Genomic DNA, 17,095 nt, shown 5'->3' with positions numbered 1-17,095 from the left:
TAATGAAAGCGATCGTTTATGCGGATCATAAGAAGGTCAAATTGATGGAAATGGACGAGCCCGTCATTCAATCTCCTACGCAAGTAAAAATTAAAATTTTCGGTTCCGGCATATGCGGCACGGACTTAAACGTCGTAAAAGGTAAAATTTTCGCCAATACCGGTACGATTATCGGCCATGAAGGCGTAGGCACAGTCGTGGAAGTCGGCGACCGGGTCCGCAGTCTGCGTGTCGGCGATCGGGTCCTCGTCGATCCGACCCAATCCTGCGGCATTTGCTCCTACTGCCGCCAAGGCCAGCACTGCTATTGCGAAAATTTTGAGGATCATCAGGTAGGGATGACGACTCACGGCACGTTCGCGGAGTACTATGTCGGTGATGAAAAATATGCATACAAAATTCCCGATTCCATGAGCTGGGAAACGGCCATGTTGATCGAACCGCTCGGATGCGTGCTCAATACGTTCCTCAAAGCCGGCATCAAGCCGGATGACGCCGTGCTGGTGCTCGGATCGGGCGCGATCGGCTCGCTCTGCCAGCTTGTCAGCAAGCGGTTGGCGCGTCTGACAGTAGGGACGGAACCGAACGAATACCGCCGCCGGTTCGCGCGCACCATTGCGGACCATGTGTTCGCTCCCGATGAACTGACCGTCGAGAAGGTGCTGGCCATGAACAATAACCGCAAATTCGATATTGTCGTGGATGCAGTTGGCAATCAGCTGCACATGGCGCTGGAATATATAGGCAAGGGGGGACGTATTATACCTATGGGTTACGATGACGGGTATGAAGTCGCGATCAAGCCGACGGATTTCATTAATAACGGCATCAATGTGATCGGCAATGTGGCCAATCATCAAATTATCAGTATGGCCCTGCAGTTTGCCCGTAGTATGCCGGAGCTTGAACGGATGGTAACGGCCAAAGAGAAACTTGACAATTACGAGCAGGCATTTAATGAAACGATCGGTTACGATCTGCATACGGGAGAGCCTCGCCCCATGAGCTCGGTCAAAACCGTTCTCCTGTGCTAGGCAGGGATCTATGAAATTTTCCCAATTCCGTCAGCTTCCCGATAACCCGCGAGTTTCGATCTGGCTGGAGCCTTTATGGGCGATTCCCGGTACGATTGTGCTGTTCTACGCCCCCCTTTATATGAAGGGGGCGGGCTTAAACGAGATCGAGATCGGCATCATTAACTCCATCAACTTGTATTTCGCTTTCATCTTCCAACTGCTGGCCGGAACGGTGACCAACAAGATGGGCAGGAAGCGCACGACGCTCGTATTCGATTTGCTGTCGTGGAGCGTTCCCATGTTTATTTGGGCTTTTTCCAACGATTTCTGGATGTTTATGATCGCTTATTTGCTTAATGCCACATCCAAGTTCGTTACGGTTTCCTTCAATTGTCTCATCATTGAAGATTTGGAGGAGAAGCAGCGTCCGCTCGTGTTTGGCATTATGAATATGATTATAACCGCAGCCGGGGTGCTGACTCCGATTGCGGGCGCCATCATAGCCAGCTACGGCATTATGCCGACGCTCAGAATCGTATATATCGCCGGCGGCATCAGCATGACCGTCCTGTTCTTCGTGCGAAACCGCCTGACCCACGAGACGGAAGCGGGCAGGGCGTTAATGGAGGCGCACAGCCGAATGTCCATCTGGGGCGGACTGAAAGACAGCTTGCATCTGTTCGGCAAATCGTTCCGCAGCCGGAGGCTGTTCCCGATTGTTGTGATTACGATCGTTTCCAACATTATTTTGCAGCTAAACTTTTTTCAGGTGATTTATCTGCAGGAACAGCTTGGTTTCGGCAACCGGCCGATATCGCTCATACCGTTTATTACGGCATTGACGATTATTGTCCTGTATGCGGTGCTGATCCCCAAAATGAAGGAACGCTCTCAAGAATCCCATCTTTCGTTTTCTATTGTGCTCTGCACGGCGGGTTCTCTGCTGTTTCTGTTCATTCCTGCAGGCAGTATGCCGATGCTGTTCATCGTCATCATGATTCTGGCTGCGGGAACCTTCATGCTGCAAACTTACAGGGACGCATTGCTGATGAATCGGCTCGGTTCGCACGACAAGGCAGACATGTTCTCCGCCGTACAGACGGTCATGTCGCTGATTGCCATACCATGGGGTTATTTTTCCGGGCTTCTCTATAACTACAAACCGACGCTGTTATTTGTTTGTATTTTCGTTTTGTATCTACTGCTGCTCGTGACCGCTTTCTTTTTGTCATCGGCTCATTTTAAGACGGCGGCAGGAAAATTCAAGATGGAAAACGAATCCATACACAGGTAACAAAATACAAACTTAAATGGAGATGAATATGAACAACAATCTGTTTCATGCCGAGGCCAGGAAGTCATTGACCTGGATGAATCCGCCCGAGCATTGGGCGTACACCGAAGAAGGGAGATTGATGGTCGAAGCCCCGCCTTCGGCGGATTTCTTTCAGGACCCGGCCGGCAAACATGTAGTAAGCTCTGCGCCGTATCTGCATTTCCCGGTCGGATCGTCATTCGAACTGACAACGCGGCTTCAGGTAGACATGCGGCATATGTATGATTCGGGCTGCTTAATGCTGATGGCGGATCATGCCAATTGGGCCAAGCTTTGCTTCGAATTCAACGGCGAGTATCCCACGATTGTTTCTGTCGTCACGCGGGACGGCTCCTCGGATGATTGCAATTCGGAGCGTGTTACGGTCGATAACCCTTATTTGCGCATTACGAAAGCGGGGTCGTGCATCTCTTTCCATTATTCGCCGGACGGGGAGGAGTGGAGGCTGATCCGGTATTTCGGGATGAATTTGCCTTCCGACATCGTGGCGGGCGTCGTGGCGCAATCCCCGAAGGGAACAGGCTGCCGAGTCCATTTTGACTATTTGCACGTAACGACGCCTAACGCGGACAGCCGCTTTTAGATGTGCCGATATGAAGCTGAGTGGAGGGACTGGACATGAAAGCGGCCATATTTGACTTCGACGGATTGCTGGTGGATACCGAAACGCCTTGGTACTACGCCTTTAAAGAAATTTACGAAGAGCACGGGCTCGATCTCCCTTTAACACTGTGGAGCAAAAATGTCGGAACCTCCTTTGATGAGTTCAACCCGTTCAACTATCTTGAAACTCATGCAGGGCGGCAGATCGACCGCGGGCTGATCGAGCAAAGGTCCGAACAAAAATACGCGGTGCATATGCAAAATGCGCAGCTTCGTCCGGGCGTCACTGAAATATTGCGCGAGGCGAAGGCGCGCGGGCTCAAAACAGCCGTCGCATCGAGCTCGACGCGGAAATGGGTGCAGGGCTACTTGCAGGAGTTCGGCCTGCTGCAATTTTTCGATGCGGTCGTCACTTCAGACGACGTCACACGCGTAAAGCCCGACCCCGAGCTGTATGTGACGGCACTGGCGAAGCTTGGTGCGGCAGCTGCCGAAGCCATTGCCTTCGAGGATTCGCCGAATGGCCTGAAAGCCGCCAATGCGGCGGGAATTCGTTGCATGATCGTACCGAACGATGTGACGCGCGAACTGCTCTTCGACACTTGCGAGCAGCGGCTCGATTCGCTGTTGTCGTTTGATTTTACCGCGCTGTCCGGCAAGCGGCCGGATTCAGCATAAGTTCATTTGAAGCATGCGCTCCCGGTATTGCTGCGGGGTGCATGCTTCATATTTTTTGAATATGGCGCCGAAATAACTGGGGCTGTTAAAACCGACCGCCGCGGCTACTTCGTTGCAGGTCATTTTCGCTTTCGAGGCGAGAATTTCCTTGGCCTTCAGGAGGCGAAGTCTGGTCAGAAAATGAGTGGCGGTCATGCCATACCTCTTGCGAAACAGTCTGTTCAAATGCTGCTCGCTCGTTTCAATATACTCAGCCAGCTCAGACAGCGGCAAATTCTCGGAATATCTGTCATACATCAGCAGAACTGCGGTTTCGAGCTTGTTCTCCTTGTTCCCCCGCCGTTCGGGCTTAGGAAGAGAGCGGGTCTTCCATACTTTAACCAGCAACGTGTACAGCAGCGCGGAGTTCTCGAATTTCAGATCCTGCCATTGCGAATTCAGGTTCAGTATAATTTCATCAAACAGAATCTTGATGATCCCGTCTTGTAAAGGCAAGACGAATGCCTCTTCGAGCTGAAGCGTTTTCATGATGCCGGATAATTCAAATCCATTGAATGAGAACCATTTGCTCTGCCAGGAGTTTCGCAATGTTTCGATTCGCAGCGCAGTCCGCGGCGGGTAGAGCAGCAGCATGCCTTCCTCAAGCTGGATCGTTCGATCGGAAAGGATAATCTGCCCGGCTCCGCTTTCGCATTGGAGTAAAGTATAATCCGATCTATCGTTAATGGACGAAAGCTGTTCGACCACGCCTGTTCTCCCGCTGCCGGTGATGTATACAGGAAGGTGGGTCATTCCAAATACTGCTCTCCTTTCAGTTTCAAATGAAAGGTCTCTATATGATGATAATTATTACCTGTCTATGGTAATATTTCAATTGATTGTTTCGCACTGTAATTTGGATTTGCCCATTAACGACGATTTAACGGAAATAATGGCGCAGATTACCATTACATCCGTCTCTTTCATCTTGATAGAATGTGAGTATACTCTATTCAAATGCGGAATTGGAGGGTGTATTGTTAGGGGGGACGTCAATGCGAAGGTCATCATGGAACTGAAAGCAATAAGGGATGATGTGGGACGGAACATGCTCACCGCAAGCGGTCTATGGCTATTGCCGCCAAATAGACAAAACGGATTGAAAAGATGCTTTGTCGTTACCGGATCCCCATTCCGTAACAGAGTACTGGTTATAGTTCTGAAACCGCAATGCCGCCGGTGTCATCCCATTGCGATCCTGGAACAGACGGTAGAAGTGCTTCATGTCGTAAATCCCCACATCCTCTGCAATAGATTGAACGCTACGATCCGTTAATAAAAGAAGCCAGATGCTATTGACGATTCGTATATCTTGAAGCATTTTGATAAAGGAACGACCTGTGGCGATCTTGAACAAGCGCTGGAAATGTCGCGGACTCATAGCAACTGCATGACTGATCTCGCTAACTGACATGGGCCTTTTGTAATGAGAAGCCATATACTCCACAGCAATGTGTATAGGGTAATCCGCTTCACTGGATTTATTGAAATCCACAGTGCTGGTTGAGGAAGACAAAGAGGATAACAGATTGAGAAGCAACGCAAAAAGCTTTATTCTAACGTAAGGATTTTGCGAGTATTTCTCTCGATGCATGGTTTGAAGAAAGTATGCGATTTCCTCCGATACTTCCCGGAAAGCCAGCCAGGTTGCTCCTTTGTGAAGGTTGTTGAGTAAGGTGTAATCTTCCTTCCATTCATGTTGAACCAGTTCGGAAGGGACTATAAAGATTTCAGGCCTGTACATACAATTCCAGATACGCAAGGAACGCCGTCCTGTTAAATCACACGGTTGGAAGACATGCTGTATACCGGGAGGGATAAAGAAAAGGTCTCCTTTTGTAACCAACAGTTTTTCATTCTCAATATAGTGAATTCCATCACCTTCAGCTACATAAGCAATTTCAACAAAATCGTGCTGATGCCGCAATAGAAATGGTGTTTCTCTGCCGCAGGATGTTTGAATCGGGATATTCGATTTAAAGATGTAGCGGCTCTCCAGAATAGGATATTCCCCCATACGCAACCCCCTTTACCATTAAAACTAGTATAATCTATCTGCTTCTATTCATGTTTTTACTATAGCACAACGATGTCATTAATGCCCATATTTAAAAATTTATGTATATGATAAGTTACTCGCAAGTCCTAGGAAATGGAGGGAGATTCATAGCAAAAACAGCGGAAAATCTCATTCATGCAGCCGGGTCAGGAAAGACGCCGAGCGGGTTGTCAATCAGTCTGATCACTGCTATATTCATCGTGCTTTTCGCGATGGCAAGTCCTGTCTACTATCTGAATAAGTGGCATTTCAAAAGGCAAACTAGACGCAACCCGCTTTATACGAGCAAGTTGGTCCAGCTTCAAGTCCGCTATCCCATGATCTACGAGCTCGCTATGCTAGTGCAGAATTTTCCGATTCCTCGCAATGTTTACAAGGCTTTGCCGGAATTAAGGGGGGACGTCCTTCAAGTCGGCTGCGGGACTGGATTGTTGAACAAGTTCGCCCGATCGAATCGTTATGTTCGCTGGATCAACATGGACCCCAACCTGCGGGCGCTGAAGCTAGGCGTTAAATTGGGGCGGTTTGATTCCTATGTTCACGCTTATATTGACAAAACCGTACCACTGGAGGACAAGTGCTGCGATGTGATTATCTTTGCTCGCAGCTTTCATCACATTCGAAACCATAAGAAAGCGTTTCGGGAGTGCAGCCGATTGCTGCGTGATGATGGACGGATTATCATTGCCGATCCGGTTGTCCTTGTAACAAAATTCAGGTCGCAAGCGGAAAGGGGGTATATGGCCAATTCCTCAATCGACGGGGTGATTTGGCGGTTCAGTAAAGAGTCGCTTATTCGTCACTTAGAAGAAAACATGACCTCCGATCTGGAGATCGAATCGGTGACTGATTGCAGGCAGCTGCACATTACGAACTATAATTTGTTTGTTCCTCAAACGGATCTCATTGTAGTGCTAAGAAAAAAAGGAGGAATTTATGATGAACAGTAAAATTATTGAAATCATCGCCGAAATCAAGGAAGATCCGACACTGCTCCAAACCCTCAGCAACTCCTCCGACTTGATGATCGACGCAGCAATGGACTCCCTGCAAATTATTAGCTTTATTCTTCGCATTGAAGAAGAATTTGATGTTGAAGTTGATTTTGATACGTTTAACCTCGATCATCTGGAATCGATCGAAGCTTTCACTCATTATTTGGGTCAGTTGGAACGCGTATGATAATCTCGGTTCATTACGGTACCTTTAAGGCGGAAAGCTATTGTTAATGAGACAGGAGGGCACAAATGACGGAAGTAGTGACGATTCTCTGCTCCGGATTCGGGTTGGGCTTTTACATTCCCGGTCTGCTGATCGCACAGAAGCTGAAGCGTTTGGGACAAGTTACAGATGTAGAAGTGTTCGAAAACCTGCTTACGGAAGACAAAAAGCTGATGTCGGATGAGAGCCGAAAGGCTTACGCCGCGAACTTTGCCTTTGCTATCGCTTCGCAGAAAATTCCGGGGAATATTCGAAAGAGTCTCGATTCCAATAAAGTGGAAGCCCTGATTGTTCGGTGGTTGCGTGAGGGAAGGAAGCGATTCATCTGTCTATCTGGCCACTGGGTCCATATCCTTGATGAATTTCGTAAACTGGCAGGCGGCGACGTTGTGGCGGATTTGCTTTACGTCGATTCCGATTTATCGCCTTCCTGGAAGCAGCTGCGCAAGCAGATGCCAAATTATGCAGCATGTTACCGTGAGGTTGGTCTCTATGATCCAATCGGAAAGAAAACCAAATTCAGAATCGATGTTGACGTTACTGATCCGGTTCCTTTCCCTGAACGTAATGGACGACTCGTCGTTCACGGAGGAGGTTGGGGAATCGGCACGTTCCGCCAATCTATTCAAGAGCTGGAGCAAGCCGGATATTCGCTTGATGTAGTCGCGTATGGCCTTGATGATATCACCGTTGATACGGCGGGCAGACGGTATTTCATGAACGATCCGGATTGGCGAGCTTGGATAAGGGAAGAGGGAGGGTCGCATACGTTTCCGCCATTTGCACGCGTGGATCAACCCGGTAACATCGTTTATTCTCCCGGCCTGGATTATCACGGTTTGTACGGGGTCATTCGCAAGTCGACAGCAGTCATCAGTAAACCTGGAGCGGGTGCTCTTATTGACTCGCTAGCCTCGGCGACCCCGCTGGTATTGCTGGAGCCATTCGGTCAGCATGAGAAAGTAAACGCGGACGTGTGGGAATCAGAGGGGTTCGGTATTCGGTATGAGCGCTGGAGAGAAGGTGGATATGAGATGAACGTCCTGCAGAAGCTGCAACACAATCTCGTAATCAAAAGAGCACAAATTCCTGATTACGCAACCTGTATGGCAAGCGGGATGACTTTGGTCGATGGGAGAGGATAGCATGCAAAGTTCTGTCATCACACCTTCTGTTTCAATGGATTTATCTTTACCGAAGTGGGTGTTTCTGCAGTTATTGGAAAGCTGTAATCTGCGCTGCAAAATGTGTTACGAATGGGGAGAAAACGGACCTTACAGGGAGAAAAAAATATTAAGGCAGCTCGATATCGAAGTGGTGAAGAATATCATCAACACCTGTAAGCCGGTTCAACCTTACTATGAGCTATACGGCGGCGAGCCATTGCTTTATCCGCATATTGACGAAGTACTGGAGGCCATCCATGAAGCGGGAAGCAAGGTGCACATGCCGACGAACGGCACCTTGCTGGAGAAGTATGCCGAACTGTTGGTTGCCTGCCCGCCCGAGAGGGTATGGATTTCTCTGGACGGCCCTCCTGATATTAATGATGCGCAAAGAGGCAAAGGAGTCTTCCAGAAGGCGTTAAGAGGCATCGAGAAGCTGCAGCGTTTGAGGGAACGAGCGGGTTCGAAATATCCTCAGATCGGCATCAGCACGGTCATAACGCCTACAAATTACAAATATCTTGAATCGTTTTTCTTCGAATCGCTGGATATCAGCAGGCTTGATTGTATGAGTCTCGAACTTCAAGCGTACATCACCGAGAAAGACCACCATGATTATGCAGGGGTATTGCGAAGAGAGTTTGGCGTACAGGAAGCTCCGTTAGCCAAGGGATTTGTCTGCGATCCGGCGATCTTTGCGGATGTTGATGCAGGCTTGATTGCCAGGCAGGTCAACCGAATCGCGGAATATTGTCAGGCGGAAGGCAAATACTTGAACACCTATCCTAAAGTGATGACTGAAGATAATATACGCAAATATTTCAGCGCCGACTGGTTTTCCATGACGAAAGTGAAGAAAAGATGTCCGTTCCCATGGATCAGCACGGAGATCAATGCCAGAGGCGACGTGACGTCGTGCCACGCCTACTATGATTTGACGCTGGGTAACGTTCATGAAACGGGTATCGATGAAATCTGGAGAGGAGAGAAGTATGCCCAGTACCGCAATTATTTGCGAAAGCATCTGCTGCCAATCTGCCAAGGCTGTTGCCTATTTTATAACGAAAAACCCATGATGGCTTAGCCCAACATGTTACGAGGAGGGATCGCGATGCAGCCGTCCAGCAAAGTTGCGATGGATCGCAAATCATTCGAAATTCTGAAACGAACGATTCGAAATGTGGTTGTTCCGCATCGCAAGAGAAAGATGGATTCCGGTTATAAAACAGTGATGCCGGAGGTTATTGCCGTTAAACTGACCAATCGCTGCAATCTCAGATGCAAGCACTGCTATCAATGGAACGACTCGGGATATCATCACGATATGGAACGCGATGAGCAGAATCTGGATATGGACGTCGATATATTTCGCAGCTTGCTGGAGGAAACCCGCGAGACCAAGTCGAGGCTGTATCTATGGGGTGGCGAACCTTTGTTTCATCGCAAGATTTCGGACATTCTTAAGCTTCTGGAGGAGGACCCCCGGGAAACAACCATATGTACCAACGCCTACCTGATCGATCAATACGAAGAAAGCTTATGCCGAATTTCGCCCAATCTCGAATTACTTATCGCGATTGAGGGCTTTGAGAAAGAGCACGATCTGCTTCGCGGAAAAGGATCGTTCAAAAAAGTAATGAATCAGATCGATCGTCTAATCGCTCTTCGTGAACAAGGTCTGTTTCATGGAAAAATCTCGGTTCACTCGGTGATCAACGACAGTATGATCGGAAGAATGTACGATTTGATGGCGTTCTTTGAGCAGAAGGGAATCGACCTTGTACTTCTCTGTTTCCCCTGGTACATTTCGCAGGAAACGACAAGCGAGATGGATATCTTTTTCCGGGATCACTTTGACTGGTTGAAGCAGCTTGAGGAGAACCGGCGAAGCAGCTGGCATGCTTTCAAATATCATATGAAGCCGGAGAACATAGGAAGATTAATGGATGATTTAAAACGGATCAACGATAGAATATGGCATACCCGCATCCGCTATCAGCCTGGACTCGACTTTGACGAGATCGAAGCGTTTATCGGCGGCGATGCCATGACTTCACGATGCGCCACGACTTGCTTGGCTCTCAGTACAAGAGCCGACATTATGCCTAACGGTAACGTGAGCGCCTGTAAATTTTTCTCGGAGTTCTCCGTCGGCAATCTGCATGAACAATCGCTTAATGATATCTGGAACTCAGAGGCCTATGATAAAATCAGGCGAACACTGGGAGAACAGCTATCCCCGGCTTGTTCCAAATGCAATGTGCTTTACTTGCATGGCTCTGCAGCATCGCTTGCACACATATGATCGGCATCAGTGAAAGGAGAACAACGCAATGAAGACGGTTATTCTATGCGGAGGCTTGGGAACTCGATTTGCCGAGGAGACGAATAGCCGGCCCAAACCGATGATTGAAATTGGCGGCATACCGATTTTGTGCCACATTTTTCAGATTTATCGCTCTTTCGGATTCAATGATTTTATGTTGACTCTCGGTTATAGAGCCGACTATTTTCAAGCTTTCTTCGCCGACGGCGAGAAGAAGGCAAGGCATAGTCTAAATGAAGCGAAGATAGAACTGGTCGACACGGGAAGCGATACCATGACGGGTGGCCGTTTGGGAAGAGTAAGTGGCAGTATTGATAATCAGGCATTCATGGTCACATATGGCGACGGGTTGGGAAACATTGATATAAACGCTTTGTTGAGGTTTCATCGAAGTCATGGAAAACTTGCAACGGTGACGGCGGTTCGACCGAAAGCAAGATTTGGGATGATGCGGTGCGTAAACGGTGTTGTCACTTCTTTTCGTGAGAAAGTTCACGCGCAGGATGAATGGGTCAATGGCGGTTTTTTCGTTTTCGAACCGGAGGTCCTGAATTTCATCGATGGTGACGAGACAGAACTGGAGCGAGAAGTTCTTGAGAACTTAAGCGCGATGGGACAATTGATGGCTTACCGGCATGAGGGTTTCTGGGCCTGTATGGATACGATACATGACAAGCGCGAGCTTGAAAGGCTTTGGGAGAGAGGTGAGGCTCCATGGAAGGTATGAAAGGACTGCTATCCGAGCAACAGAAGCATGTACAAAGCCTACCTTGGGAAAATGAAGTGATCCGAGAAGATATGATCTATATGCTGAAAAAGTTCGGCAAGCCGGAAAGGTTTGCGAAAAAAACGATTGTCATTACCGGTGGCGGCGGATTTATCGGATATTATCTGACTTTGTTCTTGCTGTATCTATCAAATAATGCCGATCCGATTCATCAAATCTATATACTTGACAGCTTTACAAGAGGGAAGCCGAAATGGCTGCTCGATTTAGAGAATGGGGGATGGCCACCGTTAAAAGTCTGTGATTTTGATGTGACGAAAGATTCATTCGAGCCATACGTAAAGGAAGCGGATTTTCTCTTTCATTTGGCTTCCATTGCTTCTCCAACTCATTACCGGCGCTTCCCCCTGGAGACGCTGGAGGCGAATGTAATCGGACTCAAACGGCTGTTCGATGAGTGCCGTTCGGGAAATCCTGAAGGCATTTTATTTTTCTCCAGCAGCGAGGTGTACGGGAACCCCGATTCCAATGCCATCCCAACGCCGGAGACTTATAACGGCAATGTACCCACTACCGGACCCAGGGCTTGCTACGATGAATCCAAGCGGCTTGGCGAGACATTGCGCTATATCTACCATGAGCTGTACCGGCTGCCGATTCGGATCGTACGGCCTTTTAATAATTTCGGTCCCGGTTTGGATTTGAATGACCGACGAATCACTTCCGATTTTGCAAAAGCTATAGTTAAAGGTACGGATATTGAAATTTACTCAAGCGGTTTGCCGACACGTACTTATTTATATATTGCGGATGCGATAGTCGGATATTTGCTTGTATTGACTCATGACCGTTTTGATATTTTTAATATCGGTTCGGACGCACCGGAAATCAGCGTGTCGGATACGGCAGCTTTGTTTGCAGAATGCGCCCGCGAGCTAACCGGAAAAAGGACGTCGATCCTTTATTGCAGTCCGGAGGATTATAACTATTTGACCCATAATCCCGAGAGGCGTTGCCCGAATATTCAGAAAGTGAAACAACTGCTCGGATTTCAGCCGGAAATCGGGTTGAAAGAAGGGATTCGACGATATTTAACTTTTAACGGGGTGAAGGCATGAAAAAGCCTGCAGGTGTGGCGGTAATCGGTCTCGGATTTGTCGGATTAACCGCTGCGCTCGGATTTGCGGAAAAAGGCATGCGCGTTTGGGGATTTGATCAGGACGCCGCCAAACGTGCGTGCTATCGTTCAGGTCAGGTACCTTTTTACGAACCAGGTTTGGAAAAAGCGCTGCAACGTCAGCTTGATCAGAAATTTTTTGTGCAAGAAACGCTTAAGCAAGCAGTCAACCATGCCGAGTTGATATTTCTTTGTGTCGGAACTCCCGCCGATGAGAGCGGACAACTGAATCTATCAAGTCTCAATCGAGCACTACTTAATATTCTTCATTGCCTGCACAGGGACAAGTTTTATGGAATTGTCGTGAAATCAACCGTTCCTCCGGGCACAATGCGAGACTTATTGATTCCAACCATACATGCTGAAGGATTTGAGCTCGGGAAGCAGGTCGGTTTGGCGTACAATCCCGAGTTTCTAAGGGAGGGCAGTGCATGGAACGATTTCATGTTTCCTGATCGTATAGTGGCGGGTGAAGCCGACGATACAATCGGATCGTTGCTTGAAGAGGCATACAGGCCATTTAAAGCGTCCTATTGTCGCGTTTCGCCAACAACTGCAGAATTTGTGAAGTTCGCTTCAAACACGCTGCTTGCCACCATGATCAGCTACGCAAATGAAGCCGCGATGATCGCGGAGCAAGTTGGCGATATTGAGGTACCTGCTGCATTTAACCTGCTTCATATGGATCGCAGGTGGTCCGGATTCCCGGCAGGCATGAGCAAATACGTATACCCCGGCTGCGGATTCGGCGGATATTGTTTGCCTAAAGATACTATGGCCTTCAAGCGAATAGCGGAAGAGTACGGATACAATCCCAAGCTGCTGAACGCTGTGATAGATATTAATCTTGATATCATGGAGAGGTTCGTCGAACGGATTCTGGCCGGTATAGGCGATCGCGACAAGCAAATCGGTATTCTAGGTCTTGCCTTCAAGCCCGGAAGCGATGATGTTCGACATTCGCCTTCGGCTCGCATGATTCAATTGCTTCTGTCTCATGGTTGTGTCAACATTGCCGCTTATGACCCCTTTGCCATGAAATCTTTTTCCGAACAGTATTCATTTCCTATCAGGATGATGGATTCATTGGAGGAGATCGCAATATCAAGCGATATTCTTGTCGTTGCAACAGCATGGGAAGAGTTTCGCGCCATCGATGACTTATTTCAAAAAGAACGTCTAATCGATGCGCGATATATGTTAGCGGGTCACGGAAACTGTATAGAAGAGAAACAAGCGGTAAAATTCTCGTAAGGATGCGCGTAGTTATTACGGTTTGATTACCGCCGATCAAAAAATGGCATATGGATTGGGAGGAGAAATATCGATTAATCGTCGATTTGTGGTATAACATACAAATAGTCCCCTTTTATAGGGACTATTTGACATTTCTATTATATGCGAATCATATTCAAGGTTGCAGGATGACATCAAACGACGACGATATACCATTAGGCGCTATAACTTTTACTCGGAAGCTTGAAATAGGGGTCCCTCCATTGGAGTTATACTTAATAAATCCTCTCAGCGGATCAATGCTCACAGAATCAGGTGTTCCGGCAACAGGAGAACCGTAGGTGATCTTGTCTATTGCGAACATAAGATTCAACAGATCATTACCGTTCTGGCTTGTGCCGGTTGCGCCGGGATCTTGGACCAACCAATTGTCGGTCGGATTCCATTCTTCGTCCAGCGACCCAGGAGCGTGAAATGCTTTAACAGTATCAAAATATTGATCCGTAACGGTGATTTTGTTCGCAAGTTTAGCATCCCATACATATAAGCCGGTGCTCAAATCCGATCTGGAAATATTGAATATTCTTGATTTATCGAGAACAATGGAAGACACTGCCGGCGCTTCGTTTTTAACTTGAATATCGAAAGCCGCTGTGCGTCCTTCACCTTTAGCATCTGTGAAAGATACGCGAATCGTGGCTTTTCCTTCTTTTAGACCGACCAAATACCAACGCCCGTTACTTGCTTTGGCGACTTGAGCCACAGAGGGGTTGCTCGATGCTCCGCTATTAATCGTCCACGTATTCGTTGAAACTTGTTGCGAATAATCCCCTTTATAAGCGATAATATTCAATTCTTTAGCGAATTGTAAGTAATGATTTAAAACATAAGTCGCATCGGTTACCGAATCTCCTAAATAATCTTTGGCGGCAAGAACCGTTGATAAATAATTATAAGGTAACGGAACAGGAATATAACCGAGATTCCCGCCCATGAAATCCGATGATAGCTTCGGATCAAAGGTTTCTTCGACAGAACTAAGAGAATTAATCTCTTGGTTGGTTCCCGATTTATACAATACGGCTTTAAAAGTAAAGCTGGATTCACCCGAATCTCCGGTATAGAAGCGGAACCCTTTATCGAAAACAGTATGAATATCAAAATCATGATACACTTCGTTTGATACGGTTCCAATGGGTCCGAATGCAGCCCCCATACCTTGGGGAAACGCTTGAAACACATATTTCCGATTCTGATAGGGTACATTTACACTCGCGTCTTTTTCGTTGCTGGCTAAAAAAGTGCCGAATGCATTTCCGCTGTTAAATTTGAAGGACATCCGGACATAATAATTATCGGCGTCATCATACTTCATTTCACTGCCATATTGATCGTATACTTTTAGTTTGAGATCCGTCGCCCAGTAAGGCATTAAATATTTGTACGGCTGCGGTTGCGAAGAAAACTTGATGGAATCCGCACGGCGCTCATCGCCAATCGTTGTTGTGAACTGTGCTTTTACGTCAGGCTTGTCTTTCAAAAAAACCGTAATGATCGCCGGGCCTTTCGAAACGACGGATTTAATAGCGATTTGGCCTCGGTTGATTCCGCTTGTAGCAATTGAATTGGCAGCTTTCAACGGATCGTCCTCAAGCAAGATGCCGCCGGTTCCAAGGATCATAAATTTATCGGCGTTATTGATGATATCATCTGCAGATAGAGGATTTCCCTGCCAGTCCTTAACGACAAGCGGCACAAATAAATTGGCATCCGCGGTATCATCATTTCTTTCTTTATCGCCGACTGCCAGGTTATACTTATATTCTCCAAACTCAATCTTGGCAGGAACACTGGCGGTCTTAACATGGATCTGTTTTGAAACGGATTGACCGGAATAGTTCGCATAGACAGTGAGAGAAATATCTTTCTCTTTATCGGCGACTGAAGTAAGCTTGACATCCGGGGCATCATCGCCTACAACGTTGTCAACGAATGCATTCGAGTTATCATCACCCTTCTGCAGATCCGGATCTGCAATGACCACAGATACCCCTTGATATAAAATGTCTTTATCCGTTATTCGAAGACCGTATTGATCATACGCTTTGACTTCCAAATAGGCCGACGATTTTGCTGCGATGTTATCCAGCTTTACCCCGGACGCATTCTTGATCTCGCCAACCTCCACCTTGCTGGCCAGAGGCTGTAAACCTACCGTAAATGTTTTTGATAGTGTAATTCCGCTATTTCGATCCGATATGATGATAGAAATTCCGTCATTTGTTTTAACGCCGGTGTTTTCGGTGATAGAGATAGCTTGTTCGCCTGATACTGTGGTAAAGTCAGCATTGTTTACGAAAATACTAAAACTGCTTGCAGGGATCGAAGCTTTTTTACCATACTGGTTTGTAGCTTTGAAATCGACTCGCGCTTTTTGACCTGAGGCGAGTAGAGGCAGGTGGTCGTCAGCCGACAAGAACTCGATTTTCGAGATGCGTTCCTCTGTCGTGTCTACTTTGGCAATACGGGTCGTTTCATCGATGTTCGGAAGCCCTCCCAAACGAATCGCCCACGAAGCGCTGTCGAAGTTTTGATCAAATAACAGTGTCGCGCCGGTTTTATCGTCGTTCCAGGTAACCTTGAAGCCGCTTTTTTGCTCAGTTCCATTTTTATAAACGGATAAGGTAACCGCGTCGGTGTCGGTAACAGCACCATTTAAGGATAGCGTTAAAGCGTTTGCATCCGTTGCTTGTAAGGATGTAATTCCGTATGAGCCGACGAAAGCTTTCTTGAAATGCTTCGTTTCATATGCAGCGAGCACCAGATCTTTGCGGGTAGCTGCCGTTCCGCCTTCGAAACGGCCGTTGTCCTGATTCGTCATTAACTTTTCTTGTAAAGCTAAAGCCACATAACCTCTAGCCCAATCAGAGACGGTTGGGTCGTCTGCAAAACCGCTTGCCGACTCCGCCGCCTTCTCCTGCCCGAGGCCGCGAATCAGAAAAGCCGCCAATTGTTCTTTGGTAACAACACCTCCAGGGTTAAACTGACCCGGTGCATATCCCTGTGTAATGCCTGCTTTTACAATCGCTTCAATATACGGTAGTGCATACCCATTTGCAGGGTCGTCCTTCTGTACGTCCGTGAAGTTGGAGATGGATAATTTTGTATCCGCTTTCAATTTGAAAATGAAAGAAGCTACTTTAGCGAATTGAGCACGATTCATGTTCTCGGCGACGCCAAATTTTCCATTTTCTAATCCTTCAAAAATACCCTCAGCAATCATTTCCGAAAACTTTGCTTTGGTTGTCGGGTCTAATCCTTGGAGGTCGCTAAAGCTATCAGCCGCTGAGGTCTTATTTGTTTGAACATCTTCTGCTAGAACAGGCGAATAGGAAGCAAGCAGTAAGATAGAAGCGGCCAATCCGGAAAATTGCTGTTTAGATCGTTTCATTGTTCACTCTCCTGTAATGACTATTGTACTTTGTGTCCCCCCGTTACATGTTCAAAACAG

Annotated in this window: 15 protein-coding genes; 12 read left to right on the top strand and 3 right to left on the bottom strand. The window is 47.4% G+C overall.

The features are described from left to right. Window positions 1-2: 2 nt before the first annotated feature. The 4 genes from AC3G2T_RS23640 to AC3G2T_RS23625 are packed head-to-tail and all read left to right on the top strand — an operon-like array spanning window position 3 to window position 3,633. Entirely contained in the window at window positions 3-1,034 is a 1,032-nt protein-coding gene (locus AC3G2T_RS23640; RefSeq protein ID WP_474680975.1) for a zinc-dependent alcohol dehydrogenase, read from the top strand. Between the two features lie 10 nt (window positions 1,035-1,044). Further along, window positions 1,045-2,310, top strand: a complete 1,266-nt coding sequence (locus AC3G2T_RS23635) for an MFS transporter (protein WP_488437111.1) — start codon at window positions 1,045-1,047, stop codon at window positions 2,308-2,310. Between the two features lie 28 nt (window positions 2,311-2,338). After that, a complete protein-coding gene (locus AC3G2T_RS23630) occupies window positions 2,339-2,935 on the top strand; it encodes a DUF1349 domain-containing protein (RefSeq protein ID WP_474680977.1) in 597 nt (198 codons plus the stop codon). Window positions 2,936-2,970: 35 nt separating this feature from the next. Then, window positions 2,971-3,633 carry an HAD family hydrolase gene (locus AC3G2T_RS23625; protein ID WP_488437110.1) on the top strand — a complete coding sequence of 221 codons (663 nt, stop codon included), beginning with the start codon at window positions 2,971-2,973 and terminating at the stop codon, window positions 3,631-3,633. On the opposite strand, the gene AC3G2T_RS23620 is transcribed toward AC3G2T_RS23625, so the two are convergent. Next, entirely contained in the window at window positions 3,625-4,425 is an 801-nt protein-coding gene (locus tag AC3G2T_RS23620) for a helix-turn-helix domain-containing protein (protein WP_488437109.1), read from the bottom strand. The two genes, AC3G2T_RS23625 and AC3G2T_RS23620, sit on opposite strands and share 9 nt — an antisense overlap. Window positions 4,426-4,744: 319 nt before the next feature. Next, window positions 4,745-5,689: a helix-turn-helix domain-containing protein gene (locus AC3G2T_RS23615; protein WP_474680980.1), complete on the bottom strand. Its 945-nt coding sequence runs from the start codon at window positions 5,687-5,689 to the stop codon at window positions 4,745-4,747. Window positions 5,690-5,898: 209 nt separating this feature from the next. Between AC3G2T_RS23615 and AC3G2T_RS23610 the strand changes: the two genes are divergently transcribed. The 8 genes from AC3G2T_RS23610 to AC3G2T_RS23575 all read left to right on the top strand — a co-directional run bounded on the left by AC3G2T_RS23610 (window position 5,899) and on the right by AC3G2T_RS23575 (window position 13,602). Next, window positions 5,899-6,681 carry a class I SAM-dependent methyltransferase gene (locus tag AC3G2T_RS23610; RefSeq protein WP_488437108.1) on the top strand — a complete coding sequence of 261 codons (783 nt, stop codon included), beginning with the start codon at window positions 5,899-5,901 and terminating at the stop codon, window positions 6,679-6,681. Beyond that, window positions 6,668-6,913 (top strand): phosphopantetheine-binding protein, encoded by a 246-nt coding sequence (locus AC3G2T_RS23605; protein ID WP_488437107.1) that lies wholly within the window; start codon window positions 6,668-6,670, stop codon window positions 6,911-6,913. The genes AC3G2T_RS23610 and AC3G2T_RS23605 overlap by 14 nt, the downstream gene beginning before the upstream one ends. 65 nt (window positions 6,914-6,978) lie before the next feature. Further along, window positions 6,979-8,097: a UDP-glucuronosyltransferase gene (locus AC3G2T_RS23600; protein WP_488437106.1), complete on the top strand. Its 1,119-nt coding sequence runs from the start codon at window positions 6,979-6,981 to the stop codon at window positions 8,095-8,097. A gap of 1 nt (window position 8,098) precedes the next feature. Further along, window positions 8,099-9,202, top strand: a complete 1,104-nt coding sequence (locus tag AC3G2T_RS23595; protein ID WP_488437105.1) for a radical SAM/SPASM domain-containing protein — start codon at window positions 8,099-8,101, stop codon at window positions 9,200-9,202. Between the two features lie 27 nt (window positions 9,203-9,229). Further along, window positions 9,230-10,423, top strand: a complete 1,194-nt coding sequence (locus tag AC3G2T_RS23590; RefSeq protein ID WP_488437104.1) for a radical SAM protein — start codon at window positions 9,230-9,232, stop codon at window positions 10,421-10,423. Between the two features lie 28 nt (window positions 10,424-10,451). After that, window positions 10,452-11,171 (top strand): sugar phosphate nucleotidyltransferase, encoded by a 720-nt coding sequence (locus tag AC3G2T_RS23585; protein ID WP_488437103.1) that lies wholly within the window; start codon window positions 10,452-10,454, stop codon window positions 11,169-11,171. Next, window positions 11,159-12,289: an NAD-dependent epimerase/dehydratase family protein gene (locus tag AC3G2T_RS23580; protein ID WP_488437102.1), complete on the top strand. Its 1,131-nt coding sequence runs from the start codon at window positions 11,159-11,161 to the stop codon at window positions 12,287-12,289. Before AC3G2T_RS23585 ends, AC3G2T_RS23580 begins: the two co-directional genes overlap by 13 nt. Then, a complete protein-coding gene (locus AC3G2T_RS23575; protein WP_488437101.1) occupies window positions 12,286-13,602 on the top strand; it encodes a UDP-glucose dehydrogenase family protein in 1,317 nt (438 codons plus the stop codon). The genes AC3G2T_RS23580 and AC3G2T_RS23575 overlap by 4 nt, the downstream gene beginning before the upstream one ends. A gap of 157 nt (window positions 13,603-13,759) precedes the next feature. Here AC3G2T_RS23575 and AC3G2T_RS23570 read toward each other — a convergent pair whose 3' ends face one another. Next, the gene (locus tag AC3G2T_RS23570) at window positions 13,760-17,035 is read right to left on the bottom strand and encodes an S-layer homology domain-containing protein (protein WP_488437100.1); all 3,276 of its coding nucleotides are present in this window, start codon (window positions 17,033-17,035) and stop codon (window positions 13,760-13,762) included. Window positions 17,036-17,095: the final 60 nt, after the last annotated feature.

Source organism: Paenibacillus sp. sgz302191 (genome assembly GCF_057749925.1).
The sequence above is the reverse complement of the archived record's forward strand: the minus strand, read 5'-3'. Positions and strand labels throughout refer to the sequence as shown.